Annotated in this window: 20 protein-coding genes and 1 pseudogene; 5 read left to right on the forward strand and 16 right to left on the reverse strand. The window is 35.2% G+C overall.

All coding sequences use genetic code 11. The features are described 5' to 3' along the window. From THESIDRAFT1_RS05390 to purR, 5 genes are all read right to left on the reverse strand, one after another. On the reverse strand, window positions 1–684 hold the full coding sequence (locus tag THESIDRAFT1_RS05390; RefSeq protein ID WP_003870440.1) for a response regulator transcription factor: 684 nt from the start codon (window positions 682–684) through the stop codon (window positions 1–3). An 83-nt stretch (window positions 685–767) separates the two neighbouring features. After that, a complete protein-coding gene (locus THESIDRAFT1_RS05395; protein WP_003870441.1) occupies window positions 768–1,718 on the reverse strand; it encodes a ribose-phosphate diphosphokinase in 951 nt (316 codons plus the stop codon). A 5-nt stretch (window positions 1,719–1,723) separates the two neighbouring features. Continuing rightward, complete coding sequence (glmU, locus tag THESIDRAFT1_RS05400; protein ID WP_006569767.1) at window positions 1,724–3,097, reverse strand: bifunctional UDP-N-acetylglucosamine diphosphorylase/glucosamine-1-phosphate N-acetyltransferase GlmU; 1,374 nt, start codon at window positions 3,095–3,097, stop codon at window positions 1,724–1,726. A gap of 104 nt (window positions 3,098–3,201) precedes the next feature. Then, window positions 3,202–3,480 (reverse strand): septation regulator SpoVG, encoded by a 279-nt coding sequence (gene spoVG, locus THESIDRAFT1_RS05405; protein WP_006569768.1) that lies wholly within the window; start codon window positions 3,478–3,480, stop codon window positions 3,202–3,204. Between the two features lie 144 nt (window positions 3,481–3,624). Continuing rightward, a complete protein-coding gene (purR, locus tag THESIDRAFT1_RS05410; RefSeq protein WP_006569769.1) occupies window positions 3,625–4,449 on the reverse strand; it encodes a pur operon repressor in 825 nt (274 codons plus the stop codon). A 174-nt stretch (window positions 4,450–4,623) separates the two neighbouring features. On the opposite strand from purR, the gene murC reads away from it, so the two are divergent. After that, window positions 4,624–6,018 (forward strand): UDP-N-acetylmuramate--L-alanine ligase, encoded by a 1,395-nt coding sequence (murC, locus tag THESIDRAFT1_RS05415; RefSeq protein WP_006569770.1) that lies wholly within the window; start codon window positions 4,624–4,626, stop codon window positions 6,016–6,018. Between the two features lie 14 nt (window positions 6,019–6,032). Here murC and THESIDRAFT1_RS05420 read toward each other — a convergent pair whose 3' ends face one another. Next, window positions 6,033–7,046, reverse strand: coding sequence for a LacI family DNA-binding transcriptional regulator (locus THESIDRAFT1_RS05420; RefSeq protein ID WP_006569771.1), 1,014 nt, complete (start codon window positions 7,044–7,046; stop codon window positions 6,033–6,035). Window positions 7,047–7,151: 105 nt separating this feature from the next. After that, window positions 7,152–8,060, reverse strand: a complete 909-nt coding sequence (locus tag THESIDRAFT1_RS05425; RefSeq protein WP_006569772.1) for a CPBP family intramembrane glutamic endopeptidase — start codon at window positions 8,058–8,060, stop codon at window positions 7,152–7,154. A 163-nt stretch (window positions 8,061–8,223) separates the two neighbouring features. Between THESIDRAFT1_RS05425 and THESIDRAFT1_RS05430 the strand changes: the two genes are divergently transcribed. Together THESIDRAFT1_RS05430 and THESIDRAFT1_RS05435 are read left to right on the forward strand one after the other, a co-directional pair. Continuing rightward, window positions 8,224–8,661: an Hsp20/alpha crystallin family protein gene (locus THESIDRAFT1_RS05430; RefSeq protein WP_004399058.1), complete on the forward strand. Its 438-nt coding sequence runs from the start codon at window positions 8,224–8,226 to the stop codon at window positions 8,659–8,661. Between the two features lies 1 nt (window position 8,662). Further along, window positions 8,663–8,980 (forward strand): DUF6364 family protein, encoded by a 318-nt coding sequence (locus THESIDRAFT1_RS05435; protein WP_006569773.1) that lies wholly within the window; start codon window positions 8,663–8,665, stop codon window positions 8,978–8,980. A gap of 29 nt (window positions 8,981–9,009) precedes the next feature. Here THESIDRAFT1_RS05435 and THESIDRAFT1_RS05440 read toward each other — a convergent pair whose 3' ends face one another. The 6 genes and pseudogenes from THESIDRAFT1_RS05440 to THESIDRAFT1_RS14900 form a co-directional block, all read right to left on the reverse strand. Then, window positions 9,010–10,368 (reverse strand): PTS fructose transporter subunit IIC, encoded by a 1,359-nt coding sequence (locus THESIDRAFT1_RS05440; protein WP_006569774.1) that lies wholly within the window; start codon window positions 10,366–10,368, stop codon window positions 9,010–9,012. Between the two features lie 23 nt (window positions 10,369–10,391). After that, window positions 10,392–10,838, reverse strand: coding sequence for a PTS sugar transporter subunit IIA (locus tag THESIDRAFT1_RS05445; RefSeq protein ID WP_006569775.1), 447 nt, complete (start codon window positions 10,836–10,838; stop codon window positions 10,392–10,394). A gap of 5 nt (window positions 10,839–10,843) precedes the next feature. Further along, window positions 10,844–11,776 (reverse strand): 1-phosphofructokinase, encoded by a 933-nt coding sequence (pfkB, locus tag THESIDRAFT1_RS05450; protein WP_006569776.1) that lies wholly within the window; start codon window positions 11,774–11,776, stop codon window positions 10,844–10,846. After that, window positions 11,742–12,572, reverse strand: a complete 831-nt coding sequence (locus THESIDRAFT1_RS05455; protein ID WP_006569777.1) for a DeoR/GlpR family DNA-binding transcription regulator — start codon at window positions 12,570–12,572, stop codon at window positions 11,742–11,744. The genes pfkB and THESIDRAFT1_RS05455 overlap by 35 nt, the downstream gene beginning before the upstream one ends. A 165-nt stretch (window positions 12,573–12,737) precedes the next feature. Further along, window positions 12,738–15,206 carry an S-layer homology domain-containing protein gene (locus THESIDRAFT1_RS05460; protein WP_006569778.1) on the reverse strand — a complete coding sequence of 823 codons (2,469 nt, stop codon included), beginning with the start codon at window positions 15,204–15,206 and terminating at the stop codon, window positions 12,738–12,740. 214 nt (window positions 15,207–15,420) lie between these two features. After that, window positions 15,421–17,006: pseudogene (locus THESIDRAFT1_RS14900) on the reverse strand (DUF4127 family protein). Between the two features lie 257 nt (window positions 17,007–17,263). Here THESIDRAFT1_RS14900 and THESIDRAFT1_RS05470 point away from each other — a divergent pair. Continuing rightward, window positions 17,264–18,697 carry an S-layer homology domain-containing protein gene (locus THESIDRAFT1_RS05470; protein WP_006569780.1) on the forward strand — a complete coding sequence of 478 codons (1,434 nt, stop codon included), beginning with the start codon at window positions 17,264–17,266 and terminating at the stop codon, window positions 18,695–18,697. A 22-nt stretch (window positions 18,698–18,719) separates the two neighbouring features. Here THESIDRAFT1_RS05470 and THESIDRAFT1_RS05475 read toward each other — a convergent pair whose 3' ends face one another. The 3 genes from THESIDRAFT1_RS05475 to THESIDRAFT1_RS05480 form a co-directional block, all read right to left on the reverse strand. Next, window positions 18,720–20,690, reverse strand: coding sequence for a stalk domain-containing protein (locus THESIDRAFT1_RS05475; protein WP_006569781.1), 1,971 nt, complete (start codon window positions 20,688–20,690; stop codon window positions 18,720–18,722). A gap of 80 nt (window positions 20,691–20,770) precedes the next feature. Next, window positions 20,771–20,962 carry a PIN domain-containing protein gene (locus tag THESIDRAFT1_RS14905; RefSeq protein ID WP_425274152.1) on the reverse strand — a complete coding sequence of 64 codons (192 nt, stop codon included), beginning with the start codon at window positions 20,960–20,962 and terminating at the stop codon, window positions 20,771–20,773. Between the two features lie 10 nt (window positions 20,963–20,972). Then, window positions 20,973–22,574: a CTP synthase gene (locus THESIDRAFT1_RS05480; RefSeq protein WP_006569782.1), complete on the reverse strand. Its 1,602-nt coding sequence runs from the start codon at window positions 22,572–22,574 to the stop codon at window positions 20,973–20,975. Between the two features lie 354 nt (window positions 22,575–22,928). Here THESIDRAFT1_RS05480 and THESIDRAFT1_RS05485 point away from each other — a divergent pair, with 354 nt between their 5' ends. Further along, the gene (locus tag THESIDRAFT1_RS05485) at window positions 22,929–23,747 is read left to right on the forward strand and encodes a histidinol-phosphatase (RefSeq protein ID WP_006569783.1); all 819 of its coding nucleotides are present in this window, start codon (window positions 22,929–22,931) and stop codon (window positions 23,745–23,747) included. Window positions 23,748–23,805 lie beyond the last annotated feature (58 nt).

A 23,805-nucleotide genomic window follows, 5' to 3' on the forward strand; every position in this document is an offset into this window, starting at 1 on the left:
TTAGTTCACCTCAAATTTATAGCCTACACCCCATACGGTGGTAAGTTTCCAATTAGGACCATCTCCCATTTTCTCTCTAAGCCGCTTTATATGAACATCTACTGTACGACTATCTCCCATATAATCATAACCCCATACATTTTCTAATAGCTGGTCTCTCGTGAAAACCCTGTTGGGATGTGTACATAAAAAATATAAAAGTTCTAACTCTTTGGGAGTTAAATCCACATTTTGCCCTTTATAAACAACTTTATATTCGCTCAAACTTACATAAAGGTCTGGATAAGAAACAGCCTGTTTTTCATCACTTTCCGGTTCATATCTTCTTAAAACCGCTTTAACTCTTGCTACTAATTCTTTCCCGTCAAAGGGCTTTACGATGTAGTCATCAGCGCCAATCTCTAAAGCCAATACCTTATCAAGTGTATCCCCTTTTGCGGTAAGCATTATTATAGGTACTTTTGAGAATTTTCTGACTTCTCTGCAAAGCGCTATACCATCAATTCCTGGTAACATTATATCAAGTATGACGAGCTTTGGTGGTTTTTCTTGTATTTTCTTTAGTGCGCTTTGCCCATCGTATATCTGCTCTACATCAAAACCTTCTTTTTCAAGGTACAAAGAAACTATTTCACATATATTTTTATCATCATCCACCACATAAATTTTTTCATTCTCTCCCACAAAACCACCCTCTACTTCAAGTTTCCTTGTTTAAATTATATCATAAAATTTAAAACAAAATATAAAAAAGGCACATAAAGTGCCTACACAAACAATTTACTGACAGACATGCCTTCGTGGATTCTCAAAATTGCTTCTGCAAATAAAGGAGCCACAGATCGAACTTTAATTTTGTCAATTTTTTTCTCTTCAGGAAGAGGGATTGTATCTGTTATAACCAATTCTTTTATTGGTGATTCTTTTAACCTTTCAATCGCAGGACCTGACAGCACTCCGTGGGTCGCGCAAGCATAAACTTCAGTAGCACCACTGTCAAGAAGAGCCTCTGCACCTTGCACCAAAGTACCAGCAGTATCAATAAGGTCATCTACCAAAATAGCCTTTTTCCCTCTTACATCACCTATTATATTCATTATCTCTGCCACATTAGCCTTTGGCCTTCTTTTGTCAATAATAGCAAGAGGAGCATTCAATTTTTCTGCAAAATACCTCGCCCTTGTAACACTGCCGTGATCAGGGGAAACAACTACTACATCATCTCCCAATTCTTTGTCAATAAAATATTTCGCAAGAATAGGTCCTCCTAACAAATGGTCAACAGGAATATTAAAATAGCCTTGTATTTGAGGAGCATGGAGATCCATTGTAACAACTCTATGAGCTCCTGCTGCAGTTATAAGGTCAGCTACAAGCTTTGCAGTAATTGGGTCCCTCGCCTTTGCTTTTCTGTCTTGTCTTGCGTAACCATAGTAAGGTATAACTGCATTGATTTCAGCCGCAGATGCCCTTTTAAAAGCATCAATCATTATCAATAATTCCATTAAGTTGTTGTTAACAGGTGCACAAGTTGACTGTATTACAAAAACGCTTGCACCTCTTACGCTTTCTCCAATCCTTACACTAATCTCACCATCACTAAAAGTCCCTACTTCTGAATCGCAAAGCTTGAGTCCAAGATGCTCTGCTATTTCACTGGCTAACTTAGGATTTGAATTTCCTGAAAAAATTTTTAGAGAATTAGTATATCTCGCCATTTAATTTAAAGCCTCCCTTTTTTTATTCTTTCCTGTACCCAGCCCTCTTTATTAGTTTGCCTACTTCTAGCTATGGCAAGTGCTCCTTCAGGAACATCCTCTGTTATAGTTGAACCAGCAGCAATATAAGCATTATTTCCAATCTTTACTGGCGCTACAAGATTTACATTACACCCCACGAAAACATTATCTCCTATCACTGTCTTGTATTTTTGTTTACCATCATAATTAACTGTAATAGAGCCACATCCCATATTGACATTTTTACCAACTTCCGCGTCTCCCACATACGTAAGATGAGGAACTTTACTTCCTTCGTCAATTATTGACTTCTTTATCTCCACAAAGTCCCCTATTTTGACATTACTCTGTATCACAGTTTCTGGTCTTATGTGGGCAAAAGGTCCTATTTTAACATTATTTTCTATTTTTGAAGAGAGTATTACCGAATACGTGACACTACATCCATCTCCGATTTCCGAATCTACAATCCTGCAATTAGGCCCTATCTCACAATCACTTCCTATTTTCGTTTTCCCTTCTATAACACAACCAGGCAATATTACAGTATCAGCTCCAATCTCCACTTCAGCTCCTATATAAGTGGTATCAGGGTCCACTATTGTTACTCCGTTTTCCATATGACGATAATTAATCCGCTTTCTCATTATTTTCTCTGCTTCAAAAAGCTGCACCCTTGAATTTACTCCCGTTATCTCCTCTGAAGGTACAGTAAAAGCGCCAATTTTTCCATCCATATCTCTTATAATTTCCACAGCATCCGTCAGATAATATTCACCCTGTGCGTTAATATTTGTTATCATTCTTAGCGCTTTTTTTAGTTTGGCTATATCCATAACGTACATGGCAGAATTTATCTCATGGATGCTTTTTTCTTCTTCCGATGCATCTTTATCTTCCACAATCTTTATAACGTTTCCACTTTCATCCCTTATTATCCTCCCATAACCTGTAGGGTCCTCTAATACTGAAGACAAAATTGTAACACTGTTGCGCTCTTTAATATGAAAATTTATTAATTCTTTTAAGGTATTGGAGGTAATAAGAGGTGTATCTCCTGTCAAAATCAGCACATTGCCTTCCTCAGGGAGTAAGTCTTCTGCCATCATCACAGCATGACCTGTGCCTAACTGCACTTCTTGATAAGCATACTTGACTCTTTCTTTTAAAACTTCCTTTACCTCTTCTGCTTTGTGGCCGACTACTACAATTACTTCTTTACTGCCTATCTCTTCTACCGCATCTACTACCCATTCTATCATCGGTTTACCACAGACTTTATGAACCACCTTTGGATGCTTAGATTTCATCCTTTTTCCAAGCCCCGCTGCTAAAATAAGCGTCACTAGCCCTTCCAATTTTCCACACCCTCTATACTAAATTTAATTTTCATACCCTATACTATTTTAACTATAATTGCAACAAAGTTCAACAAAAAAATAAAAAGGAGACCAGCTCCTTTTTATTCCTTATGTGCAGCTTCTTGTTCTTTTGCTTTTTCATATTCTTTTAAAATAGCGCTTTGTAATCTATTTCTTGTGTCTGAATTTATAGGGTGAGCAATATCTTTAAACTCCCCTTCGGGAGTCTTTCGACTTGGCATAGCAATAAACAACCCATTTTGGCCCTCTATAACCTTTATATCGTGAACCACAAACTCATTGTCAAAGGTTACAGAAACTACAGCCTTCATTTTGCCTTCTTCATTAATTTTTCTCACCCTTACGTCTGTAATCTCCATAAGCTCACCACCTTCCTGAAGCTTAACCCAAAGTTTGCGTTTGTGGAACTGCTCTTACACTAATAAATATTCGCCATAAAATCAAAATTTCCTTCAGGAAAAACAAAAATTCCGAAAAATTTTTAAAAAAATTTTTTATTCTCTTTAATCCTTCAATATCCAGTCGCTTATTTCAATGTCAATTATATTTTTCTCCTCCTCCATATTTTTTAACACAAAAACTGAAATGTAATTATCCACCAGCTTATTCTCCGGTTTTTCCGTCGAAATCATAACTCCTGCGCCAGCTACTTCAGCATCAAATTCCTCCATAAGTTCCATCATACCTCTAATCGTTCCGCCTGCTTTCATAAAGTCATCTATCAACAATACTCTAGAACCTTTTTGCAAAGACCTTCTAGCCAAAGACATAGAACGTATGTGTCTTTGAGACCCAGAAATATAATTAATAGAAACAAAAGAACCTTCTGTAACTCTGCTATCTTTTCTAATTATTACAAGGGGAACATTAAGCGTCCTTGCGCACATCAAGGCAATAGGTATACCCTTGGTCTCCACAGTAACAATCGCGTCAACGTTTTTATCCAAAAAAGGAAATACTAAAATTTCACCAATTTTTGTTACAATATTGGGAGAATAAATCAAATCGGCAGTGTACAAAAAACCTCCGGGAATTATTCTCGACGGATCCTTTAATTTTTCCTTTATTTCTTGTACAAAAGGCAAATAACTTTTAATATTAGCTATAGGAATGTATTTTACTCCGCCACCAGCTCCAGGCAGCGTAATTAATTTACCAAAACTAAATTTTTCTATTACATTCTTTAAAATATCGATATCTTCCGAGGCAGTAGATTTAGCTATACCAAAAAAATTCATAAAATACTCCAAATTTATTAGTGTATTAGGATTTTCACTAAATATCTTAACGATTGCTGCCAATCGTTCATACCGTTTGTACTTATCCATAAAAAATAACCTCCGCACATACAAACTTTTATACCAAAATTATATTTAAAAGTTCACTTTTCTGCAACATGTGATATAATTTTTTTATAAATATAGTTGCTTTTGACAAGCTTTAATCATATTTTAACCATGAAAAGGCAATAATAACAATAGGAACTGAGAGGAGCGTAAACTATGGATATAAATCTTGAAAACTTTAAAAGAGTGCATTTTATAGGAATTGGCGGTATAAGTATGAGCGGTTTAGCTCATATACTTTTGAATAACGGCCATATAGTAACAGGTTCAGATATAAAAAATTCTCATATAATCGAAAGGTTAAGACAAGAAGGAGCAGTTATAACAATACCTCACAACGAAAATAGTGTCATAGGTGCCGATTTAGTAGTGTATACAGCTGCTATCCATGAAGATAATCCTGAATATCAAAAAGCTAAGAAATTAAATATACCTATTATAGATAGAGCTACCCTTTTAGGTCTCATTATGAAAAAATACAAATGGGGGATTGCTGTTGCAGGAAGTCATGGCAAAACTACTACTACCTCTTTAATCTCTGTGATATTGGATGGTGCAGGGTTCGATCCAACAGTTTTAGTAGGAGGAGAAGTAGATGTAATAGGAGGAAATGTGAGAGTTGGAAACAGTGAATATTTTGTCACAGAAGCTTGTGAATATACAGATAGTTTTCTAAAGTTTTATCCTTACATAGCTGTTATACTAAATGTCGATTCAGACCACTTAGATTACTTCAAAAATATTGACAACATAAAACAGTCTTTTAGGCAATTTGCTAATTTAGTTCCACCAGATGGATTTGTGGTAGCATGCAAAGATGATGCAAACACCATGTATGTTGTAAATGGGTTAAATAAAAACATTGTGACCTACGGCATTTACCAAGATAGTGATTGGAAAGCAAAAAACATAAGTTTTGATGACAAAGGCTGTGCGATTTTTGACGTTTATTATAAAGAAAAATATATGGGCAATTTTAAATTATCAATACCCGGAAAACACAATGTTTACAACGCCTTAGCTGCTATGGCAGTAAGTCACCTTGTAGGAATCGACATAAAAAAAGCTTCCCATTATTTAACTGAGTTCAAAGGCACTCATAGAAGATTCGAAGTAAAAGGAATAGTTGATGGCATAACAATTGTGGATGACTATGCTCATCACCCTGCTGAAATTAAAGCAACTTTAGAAACAGCAAAAAATTATCCTCATAAAAGAATTATTTGTATATTCCAGCCACATACTTACTCAAGAACTAAATCTTTGCTTAATGATTTTGCAGAGTCCTTTGACAATGCAGATAAAATAATAATAGCTGACATATACGCCGCAAGAGAAAAAGACACAGGAATTGTTTCTTCTAAAGATTTAGTGGAACTAATCTCCCAAAGAGGAAAGGATGTTTTGTACTTAAAAGATTTTGACTCTATAGTTGAGTATTTAAATAAAAATGCAAAAGCAGGCGATTTAGTATTAACAGTTGGAGCAGGAAATATCTATGAAGTAGGAGAAATGTTTTTAAAAGGCCATGAAAAAGCTGTAGGAATATAAAGCCCTACAGCTTTTTATCTTGCAACACAAGATTTCCTCTCCACAAGCTTTACAGGCACAATGATGTGGTCTGTGTCTACATCCTTTTGCTTTAACCTTGCAATCAAAAGTTCTGCAGACTTAATCCCCAAATCAAATGTAGAAATATCTATTGTCGTAAGGGGTGGGTTTGCAAAAGCTGACAAGGGAATGTTGTTAAACCCTACTATTGATATATCCTCAGGAACTCTATATCCTTTATCTATTGCAGCCCTTATAACACCAAATGCCATAACATCATCAGTAACCACAACTGCAGTAGGTTTTTCTCTTTCTAATATTCTCATCATCGCCCTGTATCCACCGTCTTCTGAAAACTCGTCTTGTTCCACCAACTCTCTCTTAAAAGGTATTCCATTTTCCTCAAGGGCAAGTTTATAACCATCTAACCTATCTAAACTCACTACATATTCCAATGAACCACTTATAAAAGCAATTTCTCTATGCCCATGTTTAATAAGGTAATTAGTAGCAAGCTTAGAAGCCCCTATATTGTCATTGTCAACCCAATATACACCTTTAGCATCAAGAGGTTTACCTATTACTACAAAAGGAAATTTTTCATCTCTTAGCCAAGGTATAAGCTCATCGGTTGTACGAGAAGATAAAAGAATTATTCCATCTACTCGTTTGCCTTTTACCATATTTATAACCGCTTCTTTTTCCTCTTCTTGATTTCCAGATGTCGACAAAAGCAAATCATACTTTTCTCTATGGGCAACAACACTTATGCCCCTCATAACTTCAGGGAAAAAAGGATTTGAAAAAGCTTCTTCTGTGGAGCGAGGCATTATAAGTCCCAAAGTATTTGTCACCTTACTTGCAAGGCTTCTGGCAATGGCATTTGGATAATACCCCAATTCCTCCATCGCCTTCCAAACTCTTTCTTTTGTCTCTTTACTTATACGTGGATTATCAGCAATAACCCTCGATACAGTAGAAGGAGCAACATTTGCCTTCTTTGCCACATCTTTAATCGTTACATTCATGTATATCACCACCTTTAAAATGAAACCGATTGCATTTCTTCTATTTATTATTCTATCCTATTCTTTTATTTACGTCAACAGTTTTCATTTTCTTTTAAGCATTCTTTATATAACCCCAGCTATTTTTAATATCTGTTCAGTAATTCTATACAAAAATACTAACACTGATAAAAGTACAGGCCAATGCAAGAAAATATATAAGTCTTCTTTTAACTTTGTAGTACCGCGGATAACATATGGGTCAGTTACTTTCTTCAAATATCTTAATAGCACATACAAAAGAATAGCAGCAAATAATGCAAAAATCCCATAACCAATGACAACAATAAATGGAATATCTACCTGTTGTAATGGAGTTGCTTTTCCTAAGTTTTGTTGTGCTATAAAATAGGATAACAATACAGAAATAGTATTATTCGTAAAATGAACAATCATTCCTGCAAATATAGAATTAGTCCTATATACTACATATCCCAATAAGCTTCCAAGAAAAAGAATACTTAGAAAGTTTTGCACATTTAAATGAAGCATTGCAAAGAATATAGCGGTTATAAAAATACTCTTTATAGAACCTCTCATTTCAAAACTTCTCATAACAAGTCCACGCATAAATATTTCTTCACAGCAGGCAGCTACAGCTCCAAATATTAGAATTTGCATAAAAAGTTCTTGTGTATTGGAAGCTGCAGGTATTGGCATAACCGGAATTTTACCTAATTTAGATAGAAAGTAATTTGTTAAAAGTGCAAAAAAACCTGATACTATCCAACCTAAAGCAGCTATTATTATCACTAAAAAAGCTTGATCACCCTTTATAGGATTTAACCTTAAAACATATTTTACATCATATCTTTTAAAAAGAAGGTAAAGAATAACAGGCAGTAAAACAAGAAAAAATTCTGTGATTAGTATACCTATATATAAAGAAGCCTTTTGCACCAAATATCCCACTGTTATGAGAAGTAACATGACAAAAAAGTACAACTTACTTACATCTTTTTCATCTGGCCGCATCCAACCACTTCCTTTTTTACATCGTCAATTTCACCCTTATAGATTTTAACATAAAAAGAATAAAAAAGTAAGAATTAAATGTGAGGATTTTGTGAAACCTAATAATTGAAAATTTCAATCAATGTGATATAATAAATAATAGAAAAATATGGAGGTGATGTAAATGAGCCTTATGAGGCGAGGACGCGACTGGTGGGATTGGCCCTTTGATTTCAATATTAGAAATTTGCCAAGCATTTTTGATGTGAATTTCCCATCTATTTCAGGTCTATTTTCTCGGCCAAGAGTGGACATCACCGAATCTGAAACAGAAATAGTGGCAACAGCTGAACTACCCGGCGTTGACAAAAAAGACATTGAAATAAATGTTTATGACAATATACTGGAAATAAAAGGGCAAACCACAGTAGACGAAGAAAGAGAAGATAAAAATTATTACATGAGAGAAAGATATTACGGAAGTTTTGCCAGAAGAATAGAACTACCAGCAGAAGTAGACCCTGAAAGAACTACTGCTAAATTTGAAAATGGCATCCTCAAAATCACAATGCCAAAACTGCATCCAAGTAAGCCAAAGGGAAGAAAAATAGATATAGAATAATATGAACAAAGGTAAGCAAAAAATTGAGATGCAAAATATCACATTATCTTTGCCTAAGGATTTATTACAAAAGATAAAACATATAGCTATAGCTAGACAAACATCAGTATCTGGCCTTTTAACAGAAACTCTTGAGGAAATCGTAAGAAAAGAAAATTCATATGAGAAAGCCAAGTCACGCCATATAAGTATATTAGAAAAAGGTTTTAACTTGGGTACGGAAGGCGAACTTACCTGGAGCAGAGAGGATTTGTATAGAGACCTAAATTCAGGTCAGTACTCTGGCAAAGTAAAGGTGCAAAATCCTTTTAGCAAATAAAAAAAGTGGAAGGCAACAGCCTTCCTTTTTTATTCTACTTTTTTCTTAAGAAGCGCTACCATTAATGCAGTAACTACTGTACCAACTGCTATTACTCCAATGTAAAGAAGAGGATTTGACACAGCTATCGGTATTACAAATATTCCTCCATGAGGAGCTCTTAATTCAATGTGGAAAAGCATTGAAAGAGCACCTGTCACAGCAGAGCCCACCATTATTGAAGGTATTACCCTGAAGGGGTCTGCTGCCGCAAATGGTATAGCACCTTCTGTTATAAAGGAAGCTCCCAAAACCCATGCCGCTTTACCCGCTTCTATCTCTTCCTTTGTAAATCTATTCTTGAAAAGAGCAGTTGCAAGTGCAAGTCCAAGTGGAGGTGTCATACCAGCTGCCATGACCGCTGCCATTGGAGCAAAAACATTTGATGCTAAAAGACCTGTTGCAAAAGTATAAGCTGTCTTGTTTACAGGACCACCCATATCAAAAGCCATCATAAGTCCTAATATTGCTCCAAAAATCACTGCATTTGTAGAACTCATCCCAGTAAGCCAGCCAGTCAAAGATGTCATTATGGCTTTCATTGGAGAACCAATTACATATATCATTAAAAGTCCTACTATTAAAGTCGATAATACCGGCAATATGAGTATTGGCATTAAACCTTCTAATGTTTTAGGAAGCTTTATTAACCTTTTCAGATAAACTATCGTATATCCTGCCAAAAATCCTGAAATGATACCGCCTAAAAATCCTGCCCCAGTGGATACTGCCAGCATACCGCCTACCATACCGGGAACAAGACCAGGCCTATCTGCAATAGAAAATGCTATATAGCCTGACAAAATCGGCACCATCAATGCAAAAGCTGAACCACCGCCAATTTTCATCAAAGCCCAAGGAAGAGTTCCTTCTACCTCAAAGGCTTTATATCCCCAGAAAAAGGAAAGTGCAATTAAAATACCACCTGCAACTACAAAAGGTATCATGTAGGAAACACCTGTCATAAGGTGTTTGTAGGCACCTGTCCTTTGCGCTGACCTTTCTTTATGAATCTCCTCTACTTTTTCTACATAATCTTTTGGCTTTTCCATCTTAAGAGCCTTTTCAATAAGCCCTTTTGCATCCTTTATAGCATCTTCAACTGGTACCTCAAGTACAGGTTTACCGGCAAATCTTGATTTATCAACTTTCGTTGCAGCTGCTATTATGACAGCATCAGCAGCTTTTATATCTTCTTCAGTAAGCTGGTTTTCTGCACCTATTGACCCTTGAGTCTCTACCTTTATGTCTACTCCCATTTCTTTGGCTGCCATCTGAAGATTTTCCGCCGCCATATAGGTATGAGCAATACCTGTAGGGCAGGCTGTAACAGCAACTACCTTTTTCATAATTAATCCCCTCTCTTAAAAATTTACTTATTAAAAGCGTTTATGACTTCCTCAGGTGTCGACGCTTTTTCTAACTCCTCTCTCACCTCCTTATGCATTAAAGACCTTGAAAGCTCAGCCAAAACTTTAAGATGTAGCTCATCAGAGTTGTCTGGCACAGCAATTAAGAAAAATAAATGGGCAGGTTTGCCATCCATTGAGTTATAGTCTATTCCTTGGCGAGACTTTCCAAATACTATTGCTGGCTTTTTCACAAGACTGCTTTTGCCATGAGGTATTGCAACCCCATAACCTATACCTGTAGAAAACTCTTCTTCTCTTTTTTTCACCACTTCTAAAAAGCCTTCTTCATCATCTACAACTCCATTTTCTTTTAAAACACTTACTAACTCTTCCAATACTCCATTTTTGTCCTTTGCCTTTAGATCAAAAACCATCATTTTTTCGTTCAATACATCTTTTATTTCCATTTCCCTCACCTTTCTATCCTTTCTATTTCAATCTTATCCTTTAATATATTTACCTCATCAAGGGTACCTGCTCTTGTGCCTTCTTTCATAACAACTGATGTAGATAAAGCTGCTGCTATTTTTATTGTCTCCTCAATGGGAAGTCCTTTGTATATTCCATGAGCAAAGCCTGCAACAAACGCATCTCCTGCCCCAACTGTCCCTTTTACTTCAACTTTTACAGGCATTACCCTATATATCCCTTCCTTTGTTATCACAACACTGCCGCGGCCTCCCATAGAAATCGCAACTATTTCTATGCCTGAATCCTTCAGCTTTTTCCCTTCTTCAATAACCTCTTCTAAACTTTCAAGCTTTTTGCCTACTGCATCTTCTAACTCTTGCACATTAGGTTTTATCATGTAAGGCTTTTCTTCTATGCCGTATAAAAGCGCTTCTTTGTCAGCATCAAGAATTATTTTTAAATCACCGCTTTTTACTTCTCTAATTATGTCTTTGTAAAAAGTCTTTGGCACTCCTTGTGGTAAACTTCCTGAAAGCACAAGCACTTTTGACTCTTTAGCATATTTAAATATACTTTTTTTAAGTAGCTCTATTTCTTCTTCGCTTACATGAGGGCCATATTCATTCAAATCAGTAACTTCCATCCTTGAAATATCAGAAATCTTTATATTTGTCCTCGTCTCATTTTTTATTTTCACAAAGTCAGTTTTTATGCCTTCATTTTCTAAACAATCGATTATATATTTAGCATTCGGTCCTATAAAGCCAAGAGCAATAACATCATCTCCAAAATTTTTAAGGTTTTTGGCGACATTTATACCTTTTCCCCCAGCATCTACTCTTGATCGAATTACCCTATTTACATAACCAAGTTTCAAATCCTCAACAATTATTGTCCTGTCAATCGCTGGATTCGCCGTTACTGTTGTTATCATTATTTTCATCCTTTCCAAAGCTTACTATATCTATATTTGCCTGTTCATATTTTCTCACTATCTCATAATCAACCTCATCATCTGTTATTATTGCCGTAATGTCTTTTATATCTGCAAATTTGACAAAAGATTTTTTCCCAAATTTAGTGTGATCTGCTACTATATAAACTTCACTTGCCACATCACACATCGCCTTTTTAGTATTGGCTTCAATTAAGTCTGGAGTCATAAGCCCATCCTCAAAAGATATAGCATTTGTGCCTATAAAAGCCTTATCCACTTTAAACTGTCTTATTACCATTTCAGCAATAGGACCAACTAAAGCCTTAGTCCTCCACCTCTGTATGCCTCCTGTTATAATAAGCTCAATATCCTCGTGTCTTGAAAGTTCTATCGCAATAAGAGGTGAATTTGTAACAACAGTAAGTTTCATATTTTTAAGATTTCGCGCAATTTCAAGAGTAGTCGTACCAGCATCTAAAATTATAGAATCTCCTTCTTCTATCATTGATGCAGCAATTTTACCTATTTTCCTTTTTGCCTCAAGTTCTACATCTTCTTTTTCAAAAAATGTAGGCTCATAATGAGTGCCAACATTCAATATTGCGCCACCGTGAGTCCTCTGTATGAAACCCTTTTCCTCCAGTACATGCAAATCTCTTCTTATTGTAGATTCAGAAACATTAAAAAGTTTACTAAGCTCAGAAACACTGATACTTTTATCCTTACTTATAATTTCTGCAATCTTTAAGCGTCTCTCCTCACCAAACATCCTATCAGATATACTCATATTCATTCACATCCATTCAATATTATCCCGCTCAAATGTGATTGATTTTGCTCAATTTTGATTATATATTATCTTTTTTGTTCTGTCAATAGGTAAAAAATAAAACAGGCAATGCCTGTTTGAGAGAAAATAAAAGAGTCCCCCAAGGAGGAGGACTCTTTATGGTTTAAATTACTGAATAACTATTATGGTTACTTTGCCAGTTGTTGCATCAACATATGCATTAACATTTGAGCCATGTACATATACAATTGTATTACCATTAGCATCAGTACCAGTTTGTTGCGGTACTATTTCACCAAAGCTTGCTGTTGTCACACCCGTTACGTTACCACTTGTATCTTTCACAAGTTTAAATACCTTAACCGCTGGATCTAATGGTTTTACAGTTCCTCCAATATTGATGAATGTATTGCTAATTGCATATACTTCACCATTTACTAATCTTGTTACATCAACTTTTGCAGGATTCGTTGCATTTCCATTAGAATCTACACCAAAGGTAATGATATCCCCATATGCAAATGGAGCTGTTGTAGGTGGTGCACTAGTTAATACTGTATAAGCAGTATCTGTTCCATTCACATTTACATAAAGTTTGTATCCACCAGCAACTAATGCATATCCTTCGTATACACCAACTGTTCCAGTTGTTATTGGAGCTATTGCATCATTCACTTGCAGATATTGTACTTGGTTGAATGAACCTGTTGTGGAAAGTTTAACTGCTTTGTTACCTGTTCCTATATCAGCAAATTTAATCGGTTTTACAGTACCATTATATACTTGATAAATTACTGTACTGTCTGTTACATAGTATGTGGTTGTTCCAATAGTAAGAGTCTTGTTCGTTTGATCTACACTAGCACTACCAGAAACAGGCAATGTTACTGGCGATACATTTGTAAACTGACCATTAGCATTTACATCATATGTGATTGGTGCTGGTACTGTAGTAACTGACCAAATATCGTTGTAAACATTAGTAGATACAGTTGTTCCATTATAAGCTGTTACATTATCTACTAAATCATATACTGCTGTGGTTCCATCCGGCTTGACAATTTGGAATTTGTATGTTGCATTGCCAAATGCATCTGTTACTTTACCTTTATTTACTACATACGCATAATTAGCAGCATATGTTGCTGTAACTACTTTCGCATCATATATCTTGCCATTGCTGTCAAGATACAATGTGTAAGTATTACCTGCCGTAAAGTTACTGTAAGACACAGGTGCACCTGAAGCAAATCCATATTCTACGCCATTATCTAATTTAATAGTATTGGTTAATGGTTTTACTTCTACTACTTTGCCTGTCACTGTGTTACTTGATGCAAGTATCTGATAGATTGTTCCATCGGGTGATGCTGCTACTTGAATCACATCTCCAACTGCTAAATCAGCAAATGTTGCTGCTTTTCCATTCTTAGTAATTGTGTAAGTTACATTCGCAGCTCCTAAATTATATGTGCCATTAGCATATACTACCTTATTTGTTGCGTCAATAAATCTAATCTTTTCGGGAGCAGTATATTTAGTTGCAATGATATATTCAACCTTGCCATCATTGTTATTGTCAATTAAGGTTGCTGATGAACCTTTTACATATCCCAATGTAGTAGAATCAGAAAGCTTTGTCGTAAGAGTTTGGCCATTGTATATCACTACATTATTATTATCTGCTACAGGTATTGTTTTTACTGTATTGTCAGATGCAACATAATATATCGTTCCCGCTACTGTATCATTAGTGATTTGTGTTGTTGTGATTATTGTATTGCCAGTTGGAACCGCTATAAGTGCAGTACCGTTTTTCACATAGACCGTTACATTTTGTCCTATCAATGACTTAAAGTCAACAGAACCAACATTTACTGTCACAGCATTTCCAGTTGTAGGCGTAATTGTAGCCTGTGCTGCAGTTACATTTGTAACTACACCTGTTGTTTGGGTATATCCAAGATATGTTAAACCTGATGCCAACAATGTTTGTCCCTTTGGCAATCCTGTATTAGGATCTACTACAATGTTCCCGTTTGCATCATAACTTACAACAGTACAATCTAAAGCCCTGTTCATTACAATTGCAAGATCACCACGGTTTATCACATCATTGAAGCCAAGATTTATACCCTCTGTCAGACCGAGTTTTTGTGCTTGAGCAACAACACCATATGGCCATGAGAGATTCTTATAGCCAAGGGCATTGAGCATGAAGCCAAGAGCTTGTGCATATGTTACTTTTTCTTCTGGAGCAAACATGCCATTGCCTACACCATGTGTAAGGCCAAGTTTTGCTGCCAAGTTGATGTCACCAATTGCCCAGTAATTCTTTGGAACATCTTTGAAAGCTGGTGCATCATTTTTAGCCATTTCAGCTAAATTTCTGTAGCCTGATAATCTGTTTACGAAAACAGTCATCATAGCTCTTGTAACTGGCTGATCTACGCCATATGTGCCGTCTGTATTACCGTTTGTAATGTTTAGAGCATACAGACGAGCCACTGCTGATGCATAAGGTGCATCATCTTTCACATCGGTGAACGGTGTCGTTGCAGCAAAACCTACTGCCATCGCACTGAACACCAATGCGAACGTGAGAACCACTGCTATTAACTTTTTGAGGTTCTTCATACAGTCAATCCTCCTCCTTGTATTTGTATTTTAATTTTTATATTTTTTTGTTTTGAAAGGCATAATGCCTTTCAAAAATTTTTTACCTATGTAAGTACATCTTAGAGTATGTAGTATGTTTTGGATAAACAACCTGATTATATTATAGCATCAGGTATTTAGCGAGTCAATAAATGTTACCAATTTGTAATATTTCTGTAATATTAATTTAACATTACGAACCCTGTTGTAATATTATTTTAGGTAAAACTTCTATTTCAAACATTCTGTTCCAAGGGTATCTCACTTTCACTTCTATATCTTTTATGCCAACAGAACTATTTCCCGCCTTTACTATTTCTCCAACATATTTTCCCTTTATTGTATTAATAAGTGGTTTCATTTTTATTGAAAGTTCTTTATCTGCAGTTTTTTTGTCTATGTTATCTTTTGCCATGTGGTTTGACTCTGCCCATTTGTACATTTTATTTCTTACATCAGCTTGATAGGCAAAGTCATCCGCATAACGTATAAAGGAGAAAGCTATAAAACTTTTTATAGCATCTTCTTCTTTGTAAGAAGGAAGTATGCTTTTGTCAAGGACCATTTTTAAAGACATTTCAGATATAACTGTCCCTATTGCGTTGCTGGGAGTATTCCAGCCCGCATAGAGAAAGCTTAAGGGATTTAAGTCAAAGAGCACGTTGATTAGCTTTTTGTCCGCCATATTAACATACGCAACATCTGCTATTCCGAAAATTTGTCCTTTATTTTTATATTTTTGTATGTCGTTTTTTATTCCTAAATTTTCATGTGTATGGACATATAATATACATTGGCCACTTAAATCGGTTTTTCCTCCTATAAAATTAATTTTTTCTTCCACAATTTTCTTAAGGTCTGCTCCTTCATAAGGCAAAATAACTTTATCAGGGTCTTTTACGTCATAAACGACATTAAAACGAGGAATTTGCTTGTAGTACTCATTTGCAAGCCTTGCCGTTATCTCCATACCTATTTCGTCAGCACCATGGAGTACATACACATTATCGGATACTTGCTGTGCTTTCGCATAGTGTTCAAGTTTTCGCGCCACCATATTTGACATGCTAAACTTCTGTGTGTCGTCAATGCCTATTACTAATGTTTTTATATATCCTTCTTTTGTCCAATCAATGAGCTTCTCATTTATTCCTTTATTTAACTCAAAAAGTTCAATGTACTTAGTAAGCACATCAGGTGGTATGCTTTTTTTATTTTTTCAAGCCTGGTTTTATCCTTTTCTTGGTTAAAAAGGTCAACTTTATCAGATAACTCTGAAAATTCTTTTAGTCTGTCACTGTATTTTACATACTGGTAGTCGGAAAATTGTGTAGGCGTAAGGCGAGGTATTATTGAAAATATGATTATATTTTTGTTTTCATTCTCTGTCAAAAATTTATAAAGGAGCGAAAGTCTTTCTTCATAATCTTTATAGTTTTTGATATCACGGGATGCTATAAGGCCTCCATTCAAATACTGTTGCAGTGATATTACTACAGCATAAACGTTACTTCTAGGAATAACCTCATTAAGCCATTCATTAAGCCCTTCAAAGTTTCCCGGCTTTGTGTAGTCATCAAGTACATTTTGTGGAGGCAAAATCAAGTTTTTCCCCCACATATTTGTCAGAAGGCTTACATTTTGGGTATTTACAGGCCGGCTGTCAAGAGGAATAAAAATTATGTCGTCTTTTGGCATTGTAAATTTTTCATTGTAAGTAGAAGCTGGCAAGGAAAATATACATAAAGTCAGTACAAACCACAAAGCTTTTTTAAACATATCCTTCTCCTGCTTGTCTTTTTGTATAAATTATACCATAACAAAAGGGAATTTTCATTTTATTATTAATCTTTTTTTGGGCTTCGGGATTCTTCTAAGTGCTTCACACTCCTTATAATTACATAAAAAGAAAACTTGGCTTAGAATTACAAATATTTCTTTTATAAAAAATTTAATGTTTTGTTAACTTTTTTGTAACATATTTGTGATAATTATGTGATATATCTATGATAAATTTGTGTGAGAGGTTGGAAAACATGAGCAAAAAAGCGTTAATCATCCTTACAATCATGGTAACAATTGTACTTGCTGTATCAATTCCAGTGCTACATTCAAAGGCACAATCTAAAAAGCCATTTGTGCCTGTTTTAATGTACCATCACCTTCAAAAAGAAGGTACATTTGATTCTAAAAAGTATGGTGGTGTGATAATCGACCCAGAAAGATTTGAAAAGCAAATGCTTTACCTTAAAGCGGCAGGATATCACACTATAACTTTAGAACAGCTCAGAGATTTTGTACTGTACAACAAGCCTTTGCCACCAAAACCTATTGTAATAACTTTTGATGACGGATATTTAAGCAATTACACGTATGCATATCCTATACTTAAAAAATTAGGAATGAAAGCTGAAATAAATATTATAGTAAGTTATGTGCCAGATGAAGTAAACAAGCAAAAACCCGAAGTTGTTATACCGCATTTTACGTGGCAACAAGCAAAAGAAATGGCAGACAGCGGAGTAATAGAGATTGAGAGTCACACATATGACCTCCACGGTTACAGGTCAAATGATTTTAAGAAAATCCCAATGGTAATGGGACCTGTAATCATTGATGGACATCTTGAAACAATGGAACAGTATAAAGAAAGGCTTTATCTAGATTTCTTGCGCTCACGAGAAATAATTAAAGAAAAAATAGGTAAAGCGCCTATATGTTTAGCATATCCTTTTGGTTCGGGAAATAAAATAAGCGACGAGATAGCAAAAAAAGTAGGTTTTGAAATGGCATTTGGCATTAAAGAAGGAGTAAATTATTATGGCGATAATATTATGAAGTTAAAACGAATTACTGTGAGGGATTCCGATACAGGTCAAGACATTGTTGAAAAAATAAACAAGTTAAGTAGGGATACAGGGTTTATTCCTTTTTGGGATATTAAAAATATGTGGTCTGAAAAGAATATACTTAGTTCGGTAATAAAAGGGATTTTTGCAGGATATGAAGACGGATCTTTTAGGCCAAACAAAATTATATCTAGAGCAGAATTCGCTTCTTTGATAGATAGAGCATTTTTAAAAGATAAACCGGTATTGCAGCAAGAAATTTCCTTCAAAGATGTTTCTCAAAATGCATGGTACTATAAACCTATTGCAAATATAGTAAATAATGGAATTATGAAAGGATACGAGGATAACACTTTTAAACCTCATAATCCCATAACGCGAGAAGAAGCCATTAGCGTTCTTATGAAATTTTATGAGCCAAAAGAGAATGTTGATTTTGCTATTTTTGATCCTGCAGACAAAAATGACATTTCATCATGGGCATATGATTTCATTAAAAAAGCTTATGAGAATAATTTAATAGCTGGTACAAATAAAGATGGTAAAATATACATTTATCCTAAAAAGCCTTTGACACGAGAAGAAGCAGCAGTACTATTAGATAAAATAGTGAAGGAGTAGCGAAAAAGCCACTCCTTCATTTTTAATAATTAGCAAATACGTCTTTTAATTCATCATTTAGTGTATTCCAAGTATATATTGAATATCCAACTGCATCTTTTGAAGCATCAAGAGCTCCCTTTAATTCATCTACAGAGGGAAGTCCATAGCCATCATCATAACCGTGCAAAATAACTTCTATGTTGACGATATTTCCTGCTAAAAATTGTACTTTTTTAATGGAATCAGATACAAAATTTTTTGCATCATCATAAGTGTAGTTTGCGCTTGATACGTGCCAGTAGTCCATTAAAGCAATTGCATCAAAATACTTTGCCATTGTAGCATAAGGGTAGTTGGGCCTGTATTGGGGCGGATAGGTGATCGCGATAAAAGGCATTCCTGCAGGTAAATTTTTTAAAGTTTGTGTTGCATAGTCTTCTACCATTTTTGCTGCTGTAACTGGATCTTTTTGGGGCAATTCTTCTATATCTGCAGCAATCCCATCTACGCGATAACCATTTGGGGTAACATAGTTGGCAACTTGAGCCGTCAAAGATGCATCATATGTGGTGTCTTTCAAGTCTGTGTACAGCCATGCTATGACCTTTATTCCGGCTCTGTGAGCTGCAGGAAGTAAGTCATCCAGCCATTTTTTCCATTTGTCTGGAAATCCCGCTTTTGATGTAGCAACTTCAAGGTAAATATGAGTTACTCTGGCATTTACAAAACGGCTTAAATCATTTGCAGTAGGCATCGTAGAATATATACTGTACCATACTCCTTTTCCTGCATATGGTAAAGACGTAAGAGCTTGACCGATATTTCCTCTTGAAGATTGACTGCCACCAGCTGTCAGCGTCCTTCTATCGGAAAGATTATCAGAAGTATCACTCGCTATTTGATTAGGATTGTTATATGCAATTGTAAGCCATCCTGCAATCCAGCCTACTACTCCGTTTTGAAGTTTGACTTTATACCAATCGCCTGATTTGTCAATTACACTTAATATGTCCCCGTTATTGACCTGCGTTATAATGTCATACTGTGTACCTGGGCCTGTCCGTATATTTACTACATCAGCGTTTACCATTAAAGAGGAAGGTAGAGTTGTAATAATCGGTTGTATGTTAACTATCAATTTACCATCCTGTTGTGCTACAGAATAATCCGCATCACTATTCAAGGTAATAATTACTCTCACCGTGTTAGGAATAAGCTGTGTCGGAATAACACCTTTTACAACTTTATCATCAAGGGCAAATCCATATACTCCATTTTTTAAAACTGCATTGTTTAGATCTACAAAAATTGCGTCCTTATTTGGCGATTTTGAAATGTTATAGTTAGAATCTTGAGTTAAAATAATTACACTTCTTGCATCATTCATATTAGTAAATCCTATACTATCTACAGTATACGGTTTGACAGAGGTATCTTGTGTATTTTGATTTGTGGAAGTATTGTTTAAATTAGATTGGGAAGTCTGAGTAGTATTTGAACTTTGATCACTCAATTTTGCAGAAGCAATTTGCGTGTCTGTCCCTGTTTTACTGTCTATATACACAGTGTTTGTATTTTCGTCCCAATTGACGTTATTTTTGAAAGCTTCACTTATAAATCGCAATGGGACATATGTATAGCCATAGTTTACAAGTTTAACAGATGAGTCAAGTTTTACAGGCTTGTCATTTACATAGGCAGTGTCTTTGTAAAAATAGAGGACGATTTTATCTCCATTGTAAGTAATCCACACTTTAGTGCTGTCATAACCTATTTGCGCCCCCATTTTTTCTGAAATAAACCTTACTGGCACAAATACATGATTGTCAATCATGAGGGGCTTCATATTCGGATTTTGTTTTACCCCGTCTATGAGGATATTTATAGGTGGGTAATTGTAGGAGATGTTTTTTCCGTCGATGTTATAAGTTTCAGCCGCATATGCAAATGTTCCACTGTAAATTAGAAAAATTAATAAAAAAATGAACAGATACTTTCCCTTTCTTCCCATTGGTCCCCTCCTCTTTTGTTTCTCTACTTTTTATTGGATTTATTGTAATACACTTATGTTACAGTTATATTGCAAAAGGATTACAATATGGTTACAAATTCTTCTGCTTTTACTATTTTAATATTTTTATACTCTTTAAGTTGAAGCAAATGATTGTCACCTGTGACTATGAAGTCACAACTTCCTTCTAAAGCACACTCTAAGAAAATATTATCTTTTGGGTCTTCTTTTATAACCTCTATTTTTTGTTTTGGATATAAAGGGCTGGATATTCACCAGCCCTTATTCTTTCTTTTTCAACATTGCTCCTATAAAATCTCTAAACAATGGATGAGGTTTTAAAGGTCTTGACTTGAATTCTGGGTGGAATTGGGATGCCACAAAATAAGGATGGTCTTTTAATTCTATCATTTCAACCAGCCTCTCATCAGGAGAAAGACCTGAAAGTACAAGGCCTTTTGAGGTTAAAAGCTCCCGGTATTGGTTATTGAATTCGTACCTATGTCTATGTCTTTCATAAATTAATTCGTCTTTATAGGCTTCATAAGCTTTTGTCCCTTCAATTACTTTACAAGGATACACTCCCAATCTCATTGTACCGCCTTTTTCATCTATGTCTTTTTGTTCAGGCATGAGGTCTATTACAGGATGGGAAGTATCCGGGTCAAACTCTGTAGAATTAGCTCCTTTTAGTCCTGCTACATTTCTAGCAAATTCTATTACAGCACACTGCATCCCAAGGCACAATCCAAGGTAAGGAATTTTGTTCTCCCTTGCATACTGGATAGCCCTTATTTTGCCTTCAATGCCTCTATCACCAAATCCTCCCGGCACTAATATACCGTCTGCTCCCTTTAAAAGTTTTTCCACTGTCTCATCATTTACATGCTCAGCATTTACCCACCTTATATTCACAGCAGCTCTATGATAAACTCCCGCATGCTTTAAAGCTTCTACAACGCTTATATAAGCATCATGAAGGTCAACGTATTTTCCCACCAAAGCTACTTCTACCTGTATTGTGGGGTTCTTTTCTCTTTCCACGTATTCTCTCCACTCTTTTAAATCCGATTGGCCAAGGGGCAAATTTAATCTTCTTAGCACATATTCATCTACTTTTTGCTTTTCGAATTCCAATGGTACTTCATAAATTGATTCTACATCTCTATTCTCTATAACCGCTTCTACATCTACATTGCAAAAAAGAGCGATTTTTTCTTTTAAGTCCTGCGTTAGAGAAAGTTCTGTTCTGCATACAATCATATCCGGTTGAATACCTATTGACCTTAATTCTTTAACGCTATGTTGAGTAGGTTTTGTTTTTAATTCCCCTGTATTACCAAGATGAGGTACTAATGTGACGTGGATAAACATAACATTGTCTTTACTTTGTTCAATTGCTACTTGTCTTATAGCTTCAAGGAAAGGAAGGCTTTCTATGTCTCCTACTGTTCCGCCAATTTCTGTTATTACTACGTCCACATTTTTTTCTTTTGCAACTCTGTATACTCTTTCTTTAATTTCGTTCGTTATGTGAGGTATCACTTGCACTGTGGCACCAAGATAATCCCCTTTTCTCTCTTTTGTGATGACAGACCAATACACTTTACCTGCAGTTACATTGCTATTTTTGGTAAGGTTAATGTCTATAAACCTCTCATAATGGCCAAGGTCTAAGTCTGTCTCCGCCCCATCTTCTGTAACAAAAACTTCACCATGTTGGTATGGACTCATTGTGCCGGGATCTACGTTTATATAAGGGTCAAATTTTTGAATAGCAACTGATATGCCGCGACTTTTTAAAAGCCTTCCCAATGATGCAGCAGTTATGCCTTTACCAAGAGAGGATACAACTCCTCCTGTTACAAAAATATATTTCGCCATTATCTCACCTCTTAAGTGTATTATCGTTTTTTATGATTAATTTTTAATGGTTTATAACCCATAAAAAAATCTCTATTTTGGAAAAATAGAGACTCGTATCCCTTTAAGTTTAAATAAATTTTTTAAATTTTTGTCATCCCGCCAGTTCATAAAAAAGCACCTCGTAAAAATAAATACTTATTTATTATATAGGATTTTAAAGTGATTGTAAAGAGGATAAAGCATCTCACCTCACAAATTAAATCAATCACTTTAAATTATTATAACACAAATTGCATTAGTTTTTGCAAAATATTATAATGTTGTAAGATATTAAAATCTTAAAGCTTTATCTTATTGAAAAGGAGGAAAAATATGGCTGCAGATTATCACGTCCACATAGAAAACGGCCCTTATACTATAGAATGGCTTAAGAAGTTTATAGATTCTGGTTTAAGTAAAGGTCTAGTTGAGATTGGCATTTCTGAACACGGACATAGATTTAAAGAAGGATATAGCACTTATAAAAGTGACGGTTTCAGAGGAGAATGGATAAAAAGTTACATGGACCAAAGCATTTCTAATTATGTTGAATTGATAAAGGAAGCAAAAGTAATGGGACTACCTGTAAAATTAGGTATAGAGGCAGACTACTTCCCCGGAAAAGAAAAAGAATTGAAAGAATTTCTTGAACCTTATCCATGGGATTATGTTATAGGGTCTGTTCATTGGATTGAAGATTGGGGAATAGACCTTGAAGAATCTATAGAAGAATGGAAAAGGCGTGATATTGATGAGGTTTATCTTGAGTATTTTAATATAATTGAAAAAATGGCTAAAACAAGTCTGTTCGATATTATAGGACATATTGACCTTGTGAAAATTTTTGGATTTAGGGCAAAGCCTTATACTTTTGATAAGATAAATCGGAATATTGAGGAAATCTCTAAAACAGGTATAGTAATTGAAGTTTCTACTGCAGGCTTTAGAAAGCCTGTTGGGGAAATATACCCTTCAAAAGAAATAATGGGAATGATCAAGAAATATAATATACCTATTGTAGTAAATTCTGATGCCCATAATCCTTACGATGTGGCAAGAGATTTTGACAAAGCTTATGCTTATGTAAAATCATACGGGATAAATACTCTTTATTATTTTGAAGGGAGAAAAAAACTACCCTATAATATTTAAAAGGAGCAAGAAAGACCTTGCTCCTTTTTTCATTTATTTATATCTTTATAATATTCTG

The organism is Thermoanaerobacter siderophilus SR4 (assembly GCF_000262445.1).
In the GTDB taxonomy this organism is placed as follows: domain Bacteria; phylum Bacillota; class Thermoanaerobacteria; order Thermoanaerobacterales; family Thermoanaerobacteraceae; genus Thermoanaerobacter; species Thermoanaerobacter ethanolicus.